Origin of the sequence: Litchfieldella anticariensis FP35 = DSM 16096 (genome assembly GCF_000409775.1) — a bacterium.
GTDB classification, from domain to species: Bacteria; Pseudomonadota; Gammaproteobacteria; order Pseudomonadales; family Halomonadaceae; genus Litchfieldella; species Litchfieldella anticariensis.
On sequence record NZ_KE332388.1, the window covers coordinates 356,357 to 373,461 of the forward strand.

Sequence of the window (17,105 nt, forward strand, 5' to 3'; positions counted from 1 at the left end):
TGCTTACCTGCCAAGCCATGTTAGGCTGATCAACATAGCCACTACGTCAAGGAGACGCCAGGATGAAGACACCTGCCCAACTGCTCGAAACTCTGGTGGGCTTCGCCACCGTCTCCCGGGATTCCAACCTGGAACTGATTCGGTTCATAGAGGGGTATCTCGACGAATATGGCGTGCCCCACCAGCGCATCGAGAACGACGACGGCACCAAGGCCAACCTGTTGGCGCGCATCGGTCCCAAGGTCGAAGGTGGCGTGGTGCTGTCGGGACATACCGACGTGGTGCCGGTGGACGGTCAGCCTTGGTCGACGGATCCGTTCACGCTGGTCGACAAGGGCGACGGCCGGCTCTATGGTCGCGGCACTTGCGATATGAAAGGCTTCATCGCCTGTGCCCTGACCCAGGTTCCGCACTGGGTACAGCAGGATCTGAAGCGCCCTATCTATCTGGCCTTCTCCTACGACGAAGAAGTTGGCTGCCTTGGCGCGCCGCGTCTGATCGAACGCCTGATGGCCGACCAGCCCCGCCCCGCCGCGGTGATCGTCGGCGAGCCGACCCTGATGGCACCGGTAGTGGCACAGAAAGGCGTCACCAACCTGCGTACCACCGTCACCGGCCGCGCCGCCCATTCCAGTCAGATCAATCAAGGTGTCTCGGCCATTCACGTGGCGGCCAGGCTGGTGACCAGGATCGAGGACATCATGGCCGAACTGCGCGAGGAAGGCCGTGTCGACGAGGCCTTCAACGTTGCCCATTCCAGCCTGCACGTAGGCAAGATCCAGGGCGGCACAGCGATCAACATCATGGCCCGGGAGTGCTACTTCGATTGGGAAGTCCGCCACCTTCCGCAGGACAGTTTCGACGAGCTCTTCGCACGTTTCAGCGCTTATGCGGAAACGCTGGAAGCCGAGTTCAAGACTCGTGCCCCGGAGGCCGGCATTCACACCGAACACCTGACCGTCACGGTGCCGGCGCTGGCTGATCGCGACAACGCGACTGCCTTGACACTATGTCATGAACTGATGGGTCAGCATCGCAGCGAAGCCGTGGCCTACGCCACCGAGGCCGGCCAGTTCCAGAGTGCCGGGCTATCCACGGTAATCTGCGGCCCTGGCAGTATTGCCCAAGCCCATCAGCCGGACGAATACATCGAGATCGAACAGCTCGAAGCCAGTGCCAGATTCATGGAGCAGTTGGGGGAACGGCAGCGCCATGGCTGAACGTAGTCGTGAGTTGCCAAGCTCAAGAGTGAAACGCGAAAGGGACGATCGTCGCATTGCCCAAATGTTCAACATATGGCAGCTTATGTACAAATTCTTATGGACATAGCGCAATCGTGAAGGACAAGCCGCCTAAGTCTTTACATCGTCCCAGTGTCGCCGAATTCCTGGCCGAAGCCATCTTCTCCGGCCGCTATCAACCCGGCGATTTCGTGCCCAAGGAAATCGATCTCTGCGAACAGTTCGCCATCAACCGCTCCGCGGTACGTAGCGATCTGCGGCAACTGGTGGATGTGGGTATCATCGAACGTATCTCGGGCCATGGCTCCAAGGTTCGGGAGTACGAGGAATGGAACATCCTCGATGCGTCGGTAACCGAATGGATGACGCGCTACGCCTCCCCCAACCCCAAGATCCAGCGCGAGATCCTGGCCTTTCGTCTGGATGTCGAACCCTATGTCGCCATGACCGCTGCCAGGCGTGCCAAAGCACGCGACCTGGTGGCCATCGAGGAAGCCTTCGAAGGCATGGGGCAGAATCTGCACAATGCGCGCAACCCGGAAGAACGCCGCCTGCACAGCGACTATGATGTCGCCTTTCACGTCGCCATTTTCAAGGCCACTCACAATATCGTCTGGTCCCAGCTCTCGCACATCCTGCGCCCCTCCATCTATCTGCTGGTATCGGAGTCCAATATCAGTGCTACTGACCCCGAGGAAAGCCTCGAGCGTCACCGCCTAGTGATGGAAAACATTCGCGCCCGCCGTCCCCGTGAAGCGTTCCTCGCGGCACAGGCAGTACTCGAGGGAACGGCACAGGCGCTAGGCATCGAACCCGGAGAAAGCACGCTGGGGCGGGATCTGGGCCTGGTTTGACTGCCCATTCAGGTGGGCGGTCGTTCAGCGACATTCGCTGCCTAATCTCAATGGTTGTCACGCGGCGGGCTACGCCGCGCTACGTCACGGTACTTGGTCGCCGGCTCCAGCGTCATTCCGCGATCGAGCGGCTCGACCAGGGTGCGCTGAATCTCCTGCCATGGGGTTTGATGGGCAGGATAGCGATAGCCGCCTTGAGCCTCGAGGCGCCGGCGCCGTTTCGCGAGTTCGGCATCGTCGATCAATACCCGCACCTCGCCACGCCTCAAATCGACTCTCAAGCGGTCACCAGTCTCCAGCAACGCCAGGCCACCGCCGGTGGCCGCCTCCGGCGAGGCGTTAAGGATCGACGGCGAACCAGACGTGCCCGACTGGCGCCCGTCGCCCAGGCATGGCAGCGATTCTATACCGCGCTTCAGTAGGGCTTCGGGAGGCTGCATGTTGACCACCTCGGCCCCACCCGGGTGGCCGACTGGCCCGGCACCGCGCATTACCAGGATGCTGGTCTCATCGATGTTCAACGCCGGATCGTCGATACGCGCGTGATAGTCCTCCGAACCATCGAACACCGCCACCCTGCCCTCGAAGGCGTCGGGGTCGCTGGGATCGTTGAGGAAGCGCCGGCGGAAGTCAGCGGAAATGACGCTGGTCTTCATCAGTGCCGAGTCGAACAGGTTGCCCTTGAGATTGAGGAACCCAGCGTGCTCGACCAGCGGATTGGCGTAGCGGCGGATCACTTCGGGATCCTGCGTCTCGCGACCCTGCACGTTGGCCCCGAGCGTCTGACCATTGATGGTCATCACCTCGGCATGGAGCTTACCGGCATCGAGCAGTTCATGGAGCACCGCTGGCACCCCGCCGGCGCGGTGGAACTCCTCGGACAGATAGGCCCCGGCTGGCATCACGTTAGCCAACAGCGGGATCTTGTGTCCTAGCTGCTGCCAGTCGTCGTTGGTCAGTTCGACGCCAGCGTGGCGAGCAATAGCGTTGATGTGGATCGGCGCATTGGAGGAGCCCCCCAGCGCCGAGCAGACCACGATGGCGTTCTCGAACGCGGCACGTGTCAGGATATCGGAGGGACGCAGATCCTCCCATACCATCTCGACGCTGCGCTTGCCGGTGTCATAGGCCACGGCGGCACGCTCCTTGTAGGGCGCCGGAATCATCGCCGAACCCGGCAGGCTCATACCCAATGCCTCGGCCATCGAGTTCATGGTCGAGGCGGTGCCCATGGTGTTGCAGTGGCCGATAGAAGGTGCCGAATCGGTGGCCCGTGACAGGAACTCGTCGTAGTCGATATCGCCGGCAGCCAGGCGCTTGCGAAGCTCCCAGATGATGGTGCCAGAGCCAACCCGCTCATTGTCGCGCCAGCTGTTGAGCATTGGCCCACCGGAGAGCACGATGGCCGGGATATTGACTGTTGCCGCGGCCATCAAGCACGCCGGAGTGGTCTTGTCGCATCCGGTGGTCAGCACTACCCCATCCAGCGGATAGCCGTGCAGTACCTCGACCAGCCCCAGGTAGGCCAGGTTACGGTCGAGCGCCGCCGTCGGCCGACGCACGTTCTCGTGGATGGGGTGCAAGGGAAACTCGAACGGCACCCCACCAGCAGCGCGGATGCCGTCCTTGACCCGCTTGACCAGTTCGATGTGGTGTCGGTTGCACGGCGTGAGATCGGATCCCGACTGGCAGATGCCAATGATCGGCTTGCCGCTGGTCAACTCCTCCAGCGTGATGCCGTAGTTCAGGTAGCGTTCGATACACAGCGCGGTGGTACCCGGATGGTCGGGGTTGTCGAACCACCAGCGCGAACGAAGCTGATCGGGTACGATCCTGTGCTTGTGGTCACTCATATCCATGCCTTACTCATAGGGATGAGAAGTTCTCAGTCGCCTGCTTACGCCGGACGAATCCATCGAGCCCCTATAGTAGCCAATACATAGACATGAGTATGTATAACAATAGTTTTATATGTTCAACATATTATCGTTATCACAAAGCAGCAATGGCACAAGCAGGAAGCGGGACTCCCTTCACGCCCGGCACCACTCGAAACAGTCCTCCGGCAACACCTTCCTGATCGCGCTCGAGGGCAGCCGTGGTAATGAACAACTGATCCAGTTGTGTGCCACCGAACGCGCAGGACGTGACCCGCGAGGCCGGCAGGGTCAATGTCTCGTCCAAGCCACCATCGGGCCGGAAACGACTCAACCGTCCCCCGTCCCAATGCGCCACCCATAGCCCACCCTCGGCATCGCAGGTCATGCCATCGGGGAAGCCCTGTGTCTCACTGAAGCGAATATGTTCCCGCTTGCTGGAAAGCTCCCCCGAAACGGACAGATCAAAGGCATAGATGATTCGACGTGGCGTGTCGCTGTGATAGAGGGTACGCCCATCTGGGCTGATGGCCGGGCCGTTGGCGACACGATAACCGTCATCGACTCGTGCCGGCCCCTCCCGATCCAAACGGTAGAGCGCCCCGCTGGAACGTACGGCATCATCGTCCATGGAACCAAACCACAGCCGGCCATGAGGATCGACCTTGGCATCGTTGAAACGGTTGCCTGCCGGCTCGCCGCCGGGCGTGGCCCATTCGGCAACGATAGTCGGCCCGCTCTCGTTAAGTCGCAAATGCACTAGTCGCGAACGCAGTCCAGCGATGAAGCCATCGCCGTCGTCGCGCGGCACCAGCCAGCAACAGGCTTCCTCGAGTTCCCAGCCTTGGGTGTTGCCACTAGCCAGGTCGTAGGCATGCAGTCGCTTTCCGAGGATATCGACGAACAGCAATTGACCGGCGGCGCCACGCTCGGGACACCATAAGGGACCTTCACCGAGCGTTGCCCGCCCACGCCACACACATTCGATCATCGAGGCATCGACCATCGGTTTTCTCCCCCTGTTACGGGATCAGTGCGAGTGACGTGGCACTTCCGCACCCCGTTTGCCGACCAGAAAGTCGAAGTCGCAGCCCTCATCGGCCTGCAGCACGTGTTCGATATAGAGCTGACGATAACCGCCATCACTGGCAATGCGCCGCGACTTCTCGGTGGGGTCGTTCTCTGCCAGGCGCACCTCTAGCTCGGCATCGCTGATATCCAGATGCAGCCGCCCGGCATCGCAATCAAGTTCGATCCAGTCGCCGTCACGCACCGCAGCCAGCGGCCCACCGGCAGCGGCCTCCGGGGCCACATGTAGCACCACGGTGCCGTAGGCAGTACCGCTCATACGCGCATCGGAAATACGCACCATGTCGGTCACGCCCTGCTCCAACAATTTGGCGGGCAGCCCCATGTTGCCTACCTCGGCCATGCCGTGATAGCCACGCGGTCCGCAGTTACGCATTACCAGGATGCTGTCGGCGTCGACATCCAAATCAGGGTCGTTGATGCGTGCCTTGTAATGATCGAAGTCATCGAAAACCACTGCCTTGCCACGATGCTTCATCAACTCGGGGCTGGCCGCGGAGGGCTTGAGCACCGCACCGCGAGGCGCCAGGTTGCCGTGCAGGATGCAGATGCCACCATCCTCGCGCAGCGGATTGTCCAGCGGGCGGATCACCTCGTCGTTGTAGAGCGGCGCGTCCTTGACGTTCTCCCACAGGGTCTGGCCGTTGACGGTCAATGCATCCTTGTGCGGCAAACGCTCGGCCTCTCCCAGACGACGCAGTACGGCAGGCAGGCCACCCGCGTAGTAGAACTCTTCCATCAGGAAACGCCCGGAAGGCTGCAAATCGACGATGGTCGGCGTGCCACGGCCAATACGCGTCCAGTCGTCGAGTTCGAGATCGACGCCGATCCGCCCGGCGATGGCCTTGAGGTGCACCACCGCGTTGGTGGAGCCACCAATGGCGGCATTGGTACGAATGGCGTTCTCGAAAGCCTCGCGCGTCAGCACCTTGGACAGTATCAGATCCTCGTCGACCATATCGACGATACGCATGCCGGAGAGGTGCGCCAGCACGTAGCGACGTGAATCCACGGCGGGAATCGCGGCATTATGTGGCAGCGAAGTGCCCAGCGATTCGGCCATGCAAGCCATGGTCGAGGCAGTACCCATGGTGTTGCAGGTTCCCGCCGAGCGTGACATTCCCGCCTCAGCAGCCATGAAGTCATGCATCGAGATCTTGCCGGCCTTGACCTGCTCGGAGAGCTGCCAGACCACGGTTCCTGAACCAATGTCCTTGCCTTGGTGCTTGCCGTTGAGCATCGGCCCACCGGTGACCACGATGGTCGGCAGGTCGCAACTGGCCGCGCCCATCAACAGCGCCGGCGTGGTCTTGTCGCAGCCCACCAGCAACACCACCGCGTCCATGGGGTTACCGCGTATCGCCTCTTCGACGTCCATACTCGCCAGGTTGCGGGTGAACATCGCGGTAGGACGCAGGTTGGACTCACCGTTGGAGAACACCGGAAACTCCACCGGATAACCACCAGCCTCCAGCACCCCTTTCTTTACGTGTTCGGCAAGCTTGCGGAAGTGGGCGTTGCAAGGCGTCAGTTCCGACCAGGTATTGCAGATGCCGATGATCGGCTTGCCCTGGAATTCGTGATCGGGAATGCCCTGGTTCTTCATCCAACTGCGGTACATGAAGCCGTTCTTGTCGGCACTGCCAAACCACTGGGCGGAACGCAAAGGACGCTTGCGATCGGTCATACACGAGATCTCCTGCAAAGAAAGCGAATCAGGCGCGCTGGCGTCGGGTCTGCTTCCAGCGGTCGAACATCACCGCCAGCAGCAGGATGGCGCCACGCACCAGGTACTGATAGAAGGTCGGCACATTGAGCAGCCCCATGGCGTTCTGCACACAGCCCATGATCAGCACCCCGACCAGCACACCGGTGATCGAGGCGACGCCGCCAGACAGCGCCACGCCCCCCAGCACACAGGCCGAGATGACGGCCAGTTCGAGGCCCATCGAGGTATTGGGGTCGCCAAGCCCCATGCGCGAGGTCAGCAGCACCCCGGCGATACCGGCGACGACCCCTTGCAGGCCAAAGACGATGATCTTCAGGCGTCGCACATTGACGCCGGCCAGGGCCGCCGCTTCGGGGTTGCCGCCGGTGGCCAGCACGTTGCGACCGAAAGCGGTCATGTTGAGCAGAACGCCGAAGATCACGAAGCAGGCAATCATGGTCCACACCGGCAGCGTCAGCCCGAGGAAGGAAGCGCTGCCCAAGTCAAAGAAGGCCGGTACGGTGATCATCACCGCATCGCCGCCGGACGTGATGTAGGCCAGGCCACGCACGAACTCCATGGCGGCCAGGGTGGCAATCAGCGAATTGATGCCGAAGCGGGCCACCACGAAGCCGTTGAAGGCCCCCACGGCCCCGCCGGCTACCACGCCTCCCAGCACACCGATGACGACACTGCCGGACATCGAGGTCACGACCGCCGCCACTACGCCCGCAAAGGCCACGATGGAAGCTACCGACAGGTCCACCTCGCCCAGCGCCAGAACCATCATCATGGTGGTGGCGATAGTGCCGATCAGGGTCACCGAGAGCAGCAGCCCGACCATGTTACGACCGGTCAGGAAGTCGGGAATGAATACGGACAGTGCCACGAACAGCACCACGAAGATGGCGATCAGCCCGGAGGTATCGAGCAAAGTGCGTAACGGCTTGACCAGTCCCTGGCGCCCTTGGGGGTGGGCCGGCACACTGGCATCACCGCCCTGCACAAGCTTGTTGGTCGTCATGAAGTCTTCTCCCAAGAGAATTGTTATCGTTGGTGCGTCAGGCGGGCAGCGCCAGCCCTAACAGGCGCTCGGGGGTCGCCTCGTCGCGGGGCACGATGTCGACCAGTTCTCCGTCGCGCATCACGCCGATGCGATCGCAGATCGAACTGACCTCAGCCAGGTCGCTGGAGATCACCACCACGCTCTTACCCTGCTCGGCCAGATCGTAGAGCAGGGTATAGATGTCGCGACGCGCGCCGACATCGATGCCTCGCGTGGGTTCGTCCATGACGAACAGCTCGATCTCCTCTGACAGCCAGCGAGCCAGAATCACCTTCTGCTGATTGCCACCGGACAGGGTGTTGATACGGGTCTTCGGCCCCGGCGTCTTGATACTCAAGCGGCGGATATAGTCGTCTGTGTTGGCAAGTTCACGACGCGGGTTGCGGAACATCCCCCAGCGCTTGAAGAAGCGTCGGCAACTGACGTTGAGGTTGTCGGTCACGCTGGCGACGGGAAAGATCCCCTGCGACTTGCGATCCTCCGGGCACATGGCGATACCGGCACGAATGGCTTCCGATGGGCTCTTGAAACGCCGCGGCTCACCGCCGAAGCGCACCTCTCCCGAGCGGGGTATTTCCACGCCGCATACCAAGCGCATGAGTTCACTGCGGCCGGCACCAACCAAGCCAAATAGCCCAAGAATCTCCCCTCTCCTGATACCGAAGCTGACCGGCACGTTTACGCCTCGCCCTTCGATAGCGTCGATCTCGACCATCACCTCGCCTTGCTCGCGCGGGCGATAGCCGTAGACGTCTTCGATATCCCGACCCACCATCTCGCTGACCAGGGTGTCGTGATCGAGGGCATCGAGATTGTCATGCGTGCGAATGTGTCGACCGTCACGAAACACCGTGACCGCATCACACATCTCGAAGACTTCCTCCATGCGATGGGTGACATAGAGCACCACCCGCCCTTCATCGCGTAGGCGCTTGACGATGCGCTTGAGTTGACGGGTTTCCTGCACCGACAAGCTGCTGGTCGGTTCGTCGAAGGCGATCACGCGGGCGTCGCGCAACAAAGCGCGCCCAATCTCGATCATCTGCTGTTGACCGATGGACAGGTCACGGACCTTGGTGGAGGGGTGGATATCCTCCTCGCCAAGATCCTTGAGAATCTGCAGGGCCTGCTCGCGCAACCGACGGCGATCGATGAAACCTCGTTTCTCCGGGAGTTGCCCGAGCAGCAGGTTCTCGGCCACCGACATGTTTGGCGACAGGGTCAATTCCTGATAGATGATGGCGATGCCCTGGCCCAAGGCTTCCCTGGCATTGGAGAACACATGGCGCTCGCCATCGATCCACAGGGCGCCTTCGGTGACTCGGTTGACGCCACTGAGTACCTTGAGCAGCGTGGACTTGCCGGCACCGTTCTCGCCCATCAGCGCATGCACTTGACCGGCGTGGGCACCGAAACTGACACCGTCGAGGGCGCGCACGCCGGGAAATTCGACACTGATGCCATCGAAACGGAGATAGGGTTCAGACATGATCATGGGCTCCAGGAAAATGCTTGGAGCCCGGACCCTCGTGGCCCGGGCGCACTGGCTCACAAGCCAAGTTCTGCTCGCACTTCCTGCCAGTTGTCGCGGGTCATCAGGGTGCCGCTGGTTTCGGTATTGGCGGGCGGCTGCTCACCTTCGGTAATCCAGGCGTAGAGATCTTCTGCCGTCTGGCGACCATGCATGGTGGAACTCACCGCCACGGTGCCGTGGAAACCGGTTGGGTTTTCCCGTGAGAACTCGGCGAAAGCGGCCCCCGAGCCGTTGATGCCCACGCCGATCACATCCTCGGCCTTGAGTCCGTACTGCTCACTGGCGCGTACGCCGCCGAGCACGCTCTCCTCGTTGAGCGCATAGATGACCCAATGTTCGAAGTCACCGTTCTTGGAGATCACCGGCGACGCCGCCGAGAAAGCACTGCTGGTATCGGTGTTCTGCTGTGGCGCATCCAAGATGTTGGCTTCGGGGAAGCCCCACGACAGCAATGCATCGGTAGCACCGTCGGTGCGCTCCTTGGCAGTGGGCAGTTCGTAGTTGGTAATCCGCAACGCGGCAACCTCCTGCGGATCCCAGCCACGCGCTTCCATTTCAGCGGCAATGGCTTCACCGACCTGCTGGCCGATCTTGTAGCCGGACATTCCCAAGTGAGGCACCTCTTCGATGGGCTCACCGTCGCTGCCCACGAAGCGATCATCCACGGTGACCACCTTCATCCCATATTGATTGGCACGATTCATGATCGCCGGGCCCAGACGCACGTCCGGCGGGCAGATGACGAAACCTTGGGCACCTTGGGAATTCAAGTTATCGATGGCGCTGAGAACTTGCTGGCCGTCCTCGCCCGCCAATCTCACCACTTCGAAGCCCATTTCCTCGCCGAGCTCGGTCGCGGCACGTTGTTCGTTGATGAACCAGGCTTGCTCGGGCTTCTTGACGATAAAGCCCATCTTGACGTCTTCATTGGCGGCCTGTACCGAACCGAATGCGCCAAGTGCCAGGCTGGCACCAAGCGTCAGTCGAGTGAGCGTAGAGGTAAATGACATATGGCGTTCTCCTGAAGTCCTAAAGGACTTTGTTGTTGTTGAACATTGCGTGGCTTTGGCTACCCAGAAGCCATGTATTCAGTTGCCGCTAAACGTGTGCAACCATTGCCTCCCGACGGCCCTCAAGGGTGAGATTCCAGGCCCTTCTGCACGGAGAAGGCATAAACCGTGCGCGAACGGTAGGTATCACCCGGTTCAAGAAGCGTCGAGGGGAAGTCGGCCTGATTGGGTGAGTCGGGAAAATGCTGGGGTTCCAGCGCGAACCCAGAGCGGTGCTCATAAGCTTGACCGCGCTTACCTATCAGGTCACCGGCAAGGAAATTGCCCGAGTAGAATTGCAGCCCTGGTTCGGTGGTGGCAATTTCCAGCAGTCGCCCACTATTGGGCTCCCATACGCGTGCAGCGGACACGAGTCCATCGTCGGCAGCCGACTCCGAGATAACGAAGTTATGGTCGTAGCCCTTGCCGAACACCAATTGTTGATTGTCCTGTTCGATACGCTCACCGATCGGTGTCGGCTCGGTAAAGTCGAACGGCGTGCCAACGACCGGACGAATCTCGCCGGTAGGAATCAGCGTCTGGTCCACCGGGGTAAAGGAATCGGCATTGATGATCAGTTGATGGTCGAGGATGTTGCCGCTGCCCTCTCCCTCGAGATTGAAATAACTGTGCTGGGTGAGATTGACGGGTGTGGCCTTGTCAGTCGTTGCACGGTAATCGACGATCAACTCATCGGCATCGGTCAGGGTGTACGTTACCTGGGTTTCCAGCCTACCTGGATAGCCTTCCTCACCATCCCCACTGGTATAGCTCAGGACAAGTCCCGCCCCTTCGTCATTGTCGAATGGCTCCGCCTGCCATAGCACCTTATCGAACCCTTGGTTGCCTCCGTGCAGATGATTGTTTCCATCGTTGGTAGCCAACGAGTAGGCATTTCCATTAAGCGAGAACTGACCTCCAGCGATACGATTCCCATAGCGCCCGATCAGCGCCCCGAAATAAGGGTTGGCCTGGCGATATGTATCGGAGAGGTATTCTTCCAGCGAATCGAAGCCCAGCACGATATCGTCGAATTCGCCATGGATATCGGGTGTTTTCAACGAAACGATGATGCCGCCATAGTTGATGACACGCATCTCGATACCGTTGGTGTTGGTAATTCGGTAAACATCGACCTCACGACCATCGGGAAGTTGGCCAAATGCCGACTTTTCGATGGCCCCACCACTCTCACCGGCCGAGGCACCGGCGCCATCGTCACTGGCCTGCGCCCCATCCAACATCAAAACAGCAACGCCAGCACTTAGCGCCAAGCATGAGAATGTGGAAGTAAGTGACATGATCCTCTCCTTTGCCCCCAATCCGGGGGATTGTTGTTATCGGTAACGACGCCCTTGTCATTCGTCACTACGGGATGCACGCCATACGTTAGCCAGAGGCTGCTATAACTAACCAATCCCAAAACTCATCACTTCTGATATGCTTTTATATATCAACTAACCAAGAGAGCCGCTCTCATGGGTGTTTTGGCCGACGACTGGTTTCTTCGCGTGCGACTAAAGTTGCGCCATCTACAGCTGTTCCTGGCCTTGGACGAACAGCGCAACCTGCACCGGGCTGCAGCCCAACTGGGGATGAGCCAGCCGGCGGCATCCAAGCTACTGGGGGATCTCGAGATGCAGTTGGGAGCCCGACTCTTCGACCGCCATGCCAAGGGCCTGACCCCCAACTGGTATGGCGAAGTCATGGTGCGTCATGCCCGCACCATGCTCTCCGAGCTGCGCCATACCGGCGAAGAGCTGAATGCGCTGCGCGAGGGCAACGCCGGGATGGTGGCGGTCGGCACCGTGATGGCCCCGGCCGTGACCCTGCTGACCAGTGCCATCGAGAGGGTTCACCGCGACCGCCCGGGACTCAAGATCAGCGTCGACGTGGACGTCAGCAAGGCACTGGTCCCGCGCCTGCTGGAAGGAGAACTGGATTTCGCTATCACGCGTATTCCCGCCGGCTTTTCGACAGAACGCTTCGTATTCGAGGAAATCGGCGAGGAAGATATCTGTTTCGTATGTCGGGAAGGACACCCGCTGACGGGGCGCTCACCTCTGACCCTGGTGGCCATGGCAGCCTATCCATGGTCGCTGCAACCTCCCGGCTCCCTGATGCGGCAACGCGTCGACAGCCTGTTTCTTTACCAAGGGGTCGCCCCACCCGCCCAGATCGTCGACACACCGGACATCCTGGTTTCTCTTGCCTTGATAGACAAATCGGACACCATCACCGCCACCACACGCGAGGTGGCCGGCCTGTTGTGTGCCCCTCAGCGCTTCCGCATCCTGCCCTTTCACGAGAAGCTCAGCGTACAACCCTACGGTCTGGTGAGCCTGCGCGACCAGCGCCTGTCACCCGGCGCCGGCGCCCTGATGAGCACGTTGCGTGATATCATCGCGCATCGGAAAGAGTCGATGATGCCACTCTAGGGATTGGATTGGTTACTGAATATGCAAAAAGCCAAGGCTATTAAGCTTGCCGCCTTCGCCCTCATTGCCATCGCCGCCGTCGTCTACGTCATGGCCACCCTAAAAGCCAGTCCCAACTATGACCGGGAAGTACTTCGTGTGCGGCTCTCGGATGATGTGCGGATCGTGGCCTATCGAAACAACCAGGGCGGCGCGACGGTTCCCTTCACCTACCACGTGTTCCTGCTCGGAAGCGGGGAGTCAGTGGACGACAAGGCTCCCTTCCTAGTGACCTTTACCCCGGATATCGGGATAGAGATCATTGAGGAAGACCATGTCGCGATCGAGGTCACTGGTGACGTTCATGAATTCACCAATCGGCTGTGGGTGAAAAACGCAGACGGTGAACTCCAGCGCATCGCAGCAGACTTCATCGCCCGCTCACAGCCTGAGTGACCTCACTCCACGAAGGCATCCACTATCTCACGGTGCCCATAGAGAAACGCATCCGCCACATGGCGCAGCGGCGCCACATCGACATCGCTGGTACCGGCCCGTACCAACTCGGCGAAACGAGCATACAGCCCGGCGTATTCCCGCTCCTCAGCCTCGAGTACGACCTGTCTGCCGATGACCAACCGGCTGCCGCCGTGGGTCAGGCTCAACCGGCCATCGTCGGTGTCGACATGGATATCCCAGGTCTGGGGGCCGGTCTGGCGAAAGTCGAAGGCTGCATGGATTGGTGTGTCTTGCGCATCGCTGAAGGACAACTCGGCGGCGATCGGTGTCTGGCAGTTGCTTGGTACCTGCAAACTTGCCTCACGCAGGAAGAAGGCACGCGGCAAGATGCGGGTAACGATCGACAAGGCATTGATCCCTGGGTCGAATACCCCCATGCCACCGGGTTCCCAGATCCAGGCCTGCCCCGGATGCCAGACTCGCACGTCTTCCTTCCATTCAATCTCAACACGATGAATCGCCTTTTCCGCCAACCATTCGCGAGCCGCGGCTACACCGGGAGCAAACCGTGAATGCCAGGCCGCAAACAACGGACAACCCTGCCGATCGGCCTGCGAGATGAGATCCTCGACCTCACTCAGCGTTGCCCCGGGCGGTTTTTCCAACAGCACCCCCTTGCCATGCTCCAAGGCGATACGTGCTTGGGAATAGCGCAAATGCGTCGGCGTGCAGATTGCCACCGCCTGCAGACCTGGCACGCCATTGAGCATGGCCGCCAGCGAATCGTAACCGTCGACGCCATCCAAGCGGCTATGTGGGTCGGCAGTCGCTACCAAGCGAAAATCGGGGCTGGAATCAATGGCCGGAAGGTGCTGATCGCAAGCGATCTTGCCAACACCCACTAGACCGATATCGATAGTGCTCATGGGATTGCCCGTCGTGATGAGAAAAGGAGCATTCTGAATGCCAAGCATGGTCCGCGTAAAACGCGACACTACTAAAGTATATGTTGAACATGAAACTTTTATGTTCAACATACAAGACACTCGCTCAACGTGAAAGTCATCCCTTGCAAGGCTTTGCCTGAAAAGTCGACGAGCGAAGGCCAGACAAGGCAAGCATCAGCGAGAAAGCGGAGTTTACGTGGGTGTAAATGAGCATTTTGAGCTGATTTTTAACGCCGTATGGGCGAGCGCAGACAGTTTTCAGACAAAGACTAGAACAACACCCCCTTGGAGACCCACACATGCTCAACCTCAAATACAGTCTTATCCTGACAGGCTCGGCACTACTGCTGGGGTTGTCCACCGCCCAGGCAGCGGAATATGAGTGGAAGTTCCAGGCCTCGGAGACGTCCGGTGAACCCAGCTTCAAGATCAAGCAGGAGTGGGCCGACAAGATCACCACGATGACCGATGGCCGCGTCGAGATCGAGGTGATGCCGATCAATTCCGTGGTCGGTCCCACTGAAACCCTGGACGCCGTCAGCGCTGGCATCCTGCAAGGACATATGACCGACCCCAGCTATTTCTCGGGCCAGAACCCGGCCTTTGGCATGCTAGGCAATCTGGTAGGGGCCTGGAACGATCCCTACGATTTTCTTGAATACATGAAGCAAGGTGGCGGCGAAACGCTCTACAACGAGTTGGTCGAGCCCTATGGCGTACACCTGATCGGTGCGGCAACCTTCCCACTGGAATCGGTGCCCTCCACCGAGCCCATCAAGACTCTCGAGGACTTCCAAGGCCTGAAGATCCGCGCACCACAAGGCATGGTCTATAACATCTTCGAGCGTATCGGTGCCAGTCCGGTGAACTTGCCTGGTTCCGAAGTTTATACCGCGTTGGAGAAGGGTGTGATCGACGCCGCCGACTCCACGGTGCTCTCCAACAACGACGCCATGGGCCTGCATGCCTTCGCTCCCTACCCGCTTTATCCAGGCTTTCATTCCATGCCGATGATCGCCGTATCGATCAACAAGGAAATCTGGGATGGCCTGCCCGAAGACCTGCAGGCCACGCTCAAGACGGCGTTCGACGGTATGGCCTATGACCTGATCGCGCGTCTCAAGGCACAGGACATCGAAACCCTGCAGAAGCTCCAGGAAAATCCCGATGTTCATCCCTATGACCTACCTGCCGAGGAACGCAAGAAGTTCAGTGCCGCAGCGGAACAGGAGTGGCAGGAATGGGCTGGCCAGAATGAGATGACCCAGAAGATCTACGATTCGGCCACGTCCTTCCTGCATTCGCGTAACCTGCTCTGATCCTACTGCACGCCAACCTACCGTGGGTCGTCAGTATCACTGGCGACCCGCGTAATTCATGGAGCCCCCCATGTCTGGCGGCGCTGTTGATGTGGCCGCAATTGGCTATTTGGCCGCTGTGATCCCCCTTTCAACACCAATGAGGAAATCGCGCCATGCGCTTGATCCAATGTGATTACCAAGGCCAAGCGCGAGCCGCTCTGGTCGAAGACGAACGCCAGGTCAGGCTGCTCGATGCCGACACTTATACGCTGGCCCATCGCGCCATCGCGGCCGGGAAATCGCTCGGCGATATCGTCGAGTCATCGGTGACCGACACCCGGCTCGACTACCAGGCCTTGATCGACGAACGCCACTTGCTGCCACCGCTGACCCATCCCGATCCCGCGCATTGCCTGGTGACCGGTACCGGCCTGACCCACCTGGGTAGTGCCGACACCCGCGCGTCGATGCATGCCAAGGCCCAGGCCAATGAGGCCGAATTGACCGATTCCATGCGCATGTTCAAGCTCGGTGTCGAAGGCGGCAAGCCCGCGCCTGGCGAGAGCGGTGCCCAGCCGGAGTGGTTCTACAAGGGTGACGGTGGCTGTATCGTGGCCCCGGAAGCCCCAATCCCGGTGCCAGCCTTCGCCGAGGATGCCGGTGAGGAACCGGAACTCGCCGGACTCTATGTAGTCGACGACGGTGGACGCCCGTGGCGGGTCGGCTACGCCATCGGTAACGAGTTCTCCGATCATGTGACCGAGCGTTTCAACTATCTATGGCTAGCCCATTCCAAACTACGTGCCTGCAGCTTCGGGCCGGAGCTGTGGATCGGCGAGTTGCCCCAGCACCTGGAAGGCAACAGCCGCATCGTGCGCGATGGCGAAACGCTGTGGGAAAAGCCGTTTTTGACCGGCGAGGCCAATATGGCTCACAGCCTGGCCAACCTGGAATATCACCACTTCAAATATGCAAACTTTCGGCGTCCCGGCGACGTGCATGTGCATTTCTTCGGCACCGCGACCCTGAGCTTCGCCGATGGTATCCAGACCTGCGACGGCGATCGCTTCGAGATCGACCTTTCTGCTTTCGGGCGGCCACTGCGCAATCCGCTACTCTTCGAGGCAGATACCACCGACGTCCGAATTCATTCACTGTGACGACAAGGAGCCGAAGATGACACTGGAAGGCAAATTACTGATTGGCCAACAGGCCATCAAAGGCAAACAAATCGAGATCCGCGCCATCAATCCGGCTACCGACGAGACATTGACCCCGGCATATCTGGGTGCCGGCAAAGAGGAAGTCGATCAAGCCTGCGCCCTGGCCGAAGCAGCGTATGGCACGTATCGCGAGACCTCGAAGGAAGACCGCGCGATGTTTCTGGAGACCATCGCCAGCGAGATCGAGGCCATCGGCGACGACCTGATCGAACGCGGTATGGCCGAGACCGGCCTGCCCCGCGCGCGACTCGAGGGCGAACGCGGCCGCACCTGCGGTCAGTTGCGCCTGTTCGCATCCGTGGTGCGCGCTGGCGAGTGGCTCGACGTGCGCATCGACCCG

At 60.1% G+C, this 17,105-nt stretch carries 15 protein-coding genes; 7 read left to right on the plus strand and 8 right to left on the minus strand.

Annotation, left to right across the window (positions count from 1 at the left end; all coding sequences use genetic code 11):
• The first annotated feature begins 62 nt into the window (after positions 1-62).
• Both argE and L861_RS08645 read left to right on the plus strand, forming a co-directional pair.
• On the plus strand, positions 63-1,220 hold the full coding sequence (gene argE, locus L861_RS08640; protein WP_016416679.1) for an acetylornithine deacetylase: 1,158 nt from the start codon (positions 63-65) through the stop codon (positions 1,218-1,220).
• Positions 1,221-1,336: 116 nt separating this feature from the next.
• Complete coding sequence (locus L861_RS08645) at positions 1,337-2,095, plus strand: FadR/GntR family transcriptional regulator (protein ID WP_016416680.1); 759 nt, start codon at positions 1,337-1,339, stop codon at positions 2,093-2,095.
• 47 nt (positions 2,096-2,142) lie between these two features.
• On the opposite strand, the gene L861_RS08650 is transcribed toward L861_RS08645, so the two are convergent.
• From L861_RS08650 to L861_RS08680, 7 genes are all read right to left on the minus strand, one after another.
• Positions 2,143-3,948 (minus strand): IlvD/Edd family dehydratase, encoded by a 1,806-nt coding sequence (locus L861_RS08650; RefSeq protein ID WP_027947514.1) that lies wholly within the window; start codon positions 3,946-3,948, stop codon positions 2,143-2,145.
• A 139-nt stretch (positions 3,949-4,087) separates the two neighbouring features.
• The gene (locus L861_RS08655; protein WP_016416682.1) at positions 4,088-4,978 is read right to left on the minus strand and encodes an SMP-30/gluconolactonase/LRE family protein; all 891 of its coding nucleotides are present in this window, start codon (positions 4,976-4,978) and stop codon (positions 4,088-4,090) included.
• Positions 4,979-5,002: 24 nt separating this feature from the next.
• Entirely contained in the window at positions 5,003-6,748 is a 1,746-nt protein-coding gene (locus tag L861_RS08660) for an IlvD/Edd family dehydratase (RefSeq protein ID WP_016416683.1), read from the minus strand.
• A gap of 28 nt (positions 6,749-6,776) precedes the next feature.
• Complete coding sequence (gene araH, locus L861_RS08665) at positions 6,777-7,793, minus strand: L-arabinose ABC transporter permease AraH (protein WP_016416684.1); 1,017 nt, start codon at positions 7,791-7,793, stop codon at positions 6,777-6,779.
• A gap of 37 nt (positions 7,794-7,830) precedes the next feature.
• Positions 7,831-9,324, minus strand: a complete 1,494-nt coding sequence (araG, locus tag L861_RS08670; RefSeq protein ID WP_027947513.1) for an L-arabinose ABC transporter ATP-binding protein AraG — start codon at positions 9,322-9,324, stop codon at positions 7,831-7,833.
• Between the two features lie 59 nt (positions 9,325-9,383).
• Entirely contained in the window at positions 9,384-10,379 is a 996-nt protein-coding gene (locus tag L861_RS08675) for an arabinose ABC transporter substrate-binding protein (protein WP_016416686.1), read from the minus strand.
• 122 nt (positions 10,380-10,501) lie between these two features.
• On the minus strand, positions 10,502-11,719 hold the full coding sequence (locus L861_RS08680) for an aldose epimerase family protein (protein WP_016416687.1): 1,218 nt from the start codon (positions 11,717-11,719) through the stop codon (positions 10,502-10,504).
• A gap of 177 nt (positions 11,720-11,896) precedes the next feature.
• Here L861_RS08680 and L861_RS08685 point away from each other — a divergent pair, with 177 nt between their 5' ends.
• Both L861_RS08685 and L861_RS08690 read left to right on the plus strand, forming a co-directional pair.
• Positions 11,897-12,856 carry a LysR substrate-binding domain-containing protein gene (locus tag L861_RS08685; protein WP_016416688.1) on the plus strand — a complete coding sequence of 320 codons (960 nt, stop codon included), beginning with the start codon at positions 11,897-11,899 and terminating at the stop codon, positions 12,854-12,856.
• 21 nt (positions 12,857-12,877) lie between these two features.
• On the plus strand, positions 12,878-13,291 hold the full coding sequence (locus L861_RS08690; protein ID WP_016416689.1) for a hypothetical protein: 414 nt from the start codon (positions 12,878-12,880) through the stop codon (positions 13,289-13,291).
• Between the two features lie 2 nt (positions 13,292-13,293).
• Here the strand turns inward: L861_RS08690 and L861_RS08695 are convergent, their stop codons facing one another.
• Entirely contained in the window at positions 13,294-14,220 is a 927-nt protein-coding gene (locus L861_RS08695) for a Gfo/Idh/MocA family protein (RefSeq protein WP_021029147.1), read from the minus strand.
• Between the two features lie 320 nt (positions 14,221-14,540).
• Here L861_RS08695 and L861_RS08700 point away from each other — a divergent pair, with 320 nt between their 5' ends.
• The 3 genes from L861_RS08700 to L861_RS25015 form a co-directional block, all read left to right on the plus strand.
• Positions 14,541-15,560 (plus strand): TRAP transporter substrate-binding protein, encoded by a 1,020-nt coding sequence (locus L861_RS08700; RefSeq protein ID WP_016416691.1) that lies wholly within the window; start codon positions 14,541-14,543, stop codon positions 15,558-15,560.
• 155 nt (positions 15,561-15,715) lie between these two features.
• Positions 15,716-16,702 (plus strand): AraD1 family protein, encoded by a 987-nt coding sequence (gene araD1, locus L861_RS08705; RefSeq protein ID WP_016416692.1) that lies wholly within the window; start codon positions 15,716-15,718, stop codon positions 16,700-16,702.
• A 16-nt stretch (positions 16,703-16,718) separates the two neighbouring features.
• The coding region (locus L861_RS25015; protein WP_236617119.1) for an aldehyde dehydrogenase family protein at positions 16,719-17,105 on the plus strand (387 nt) is incomplete at its 3' end.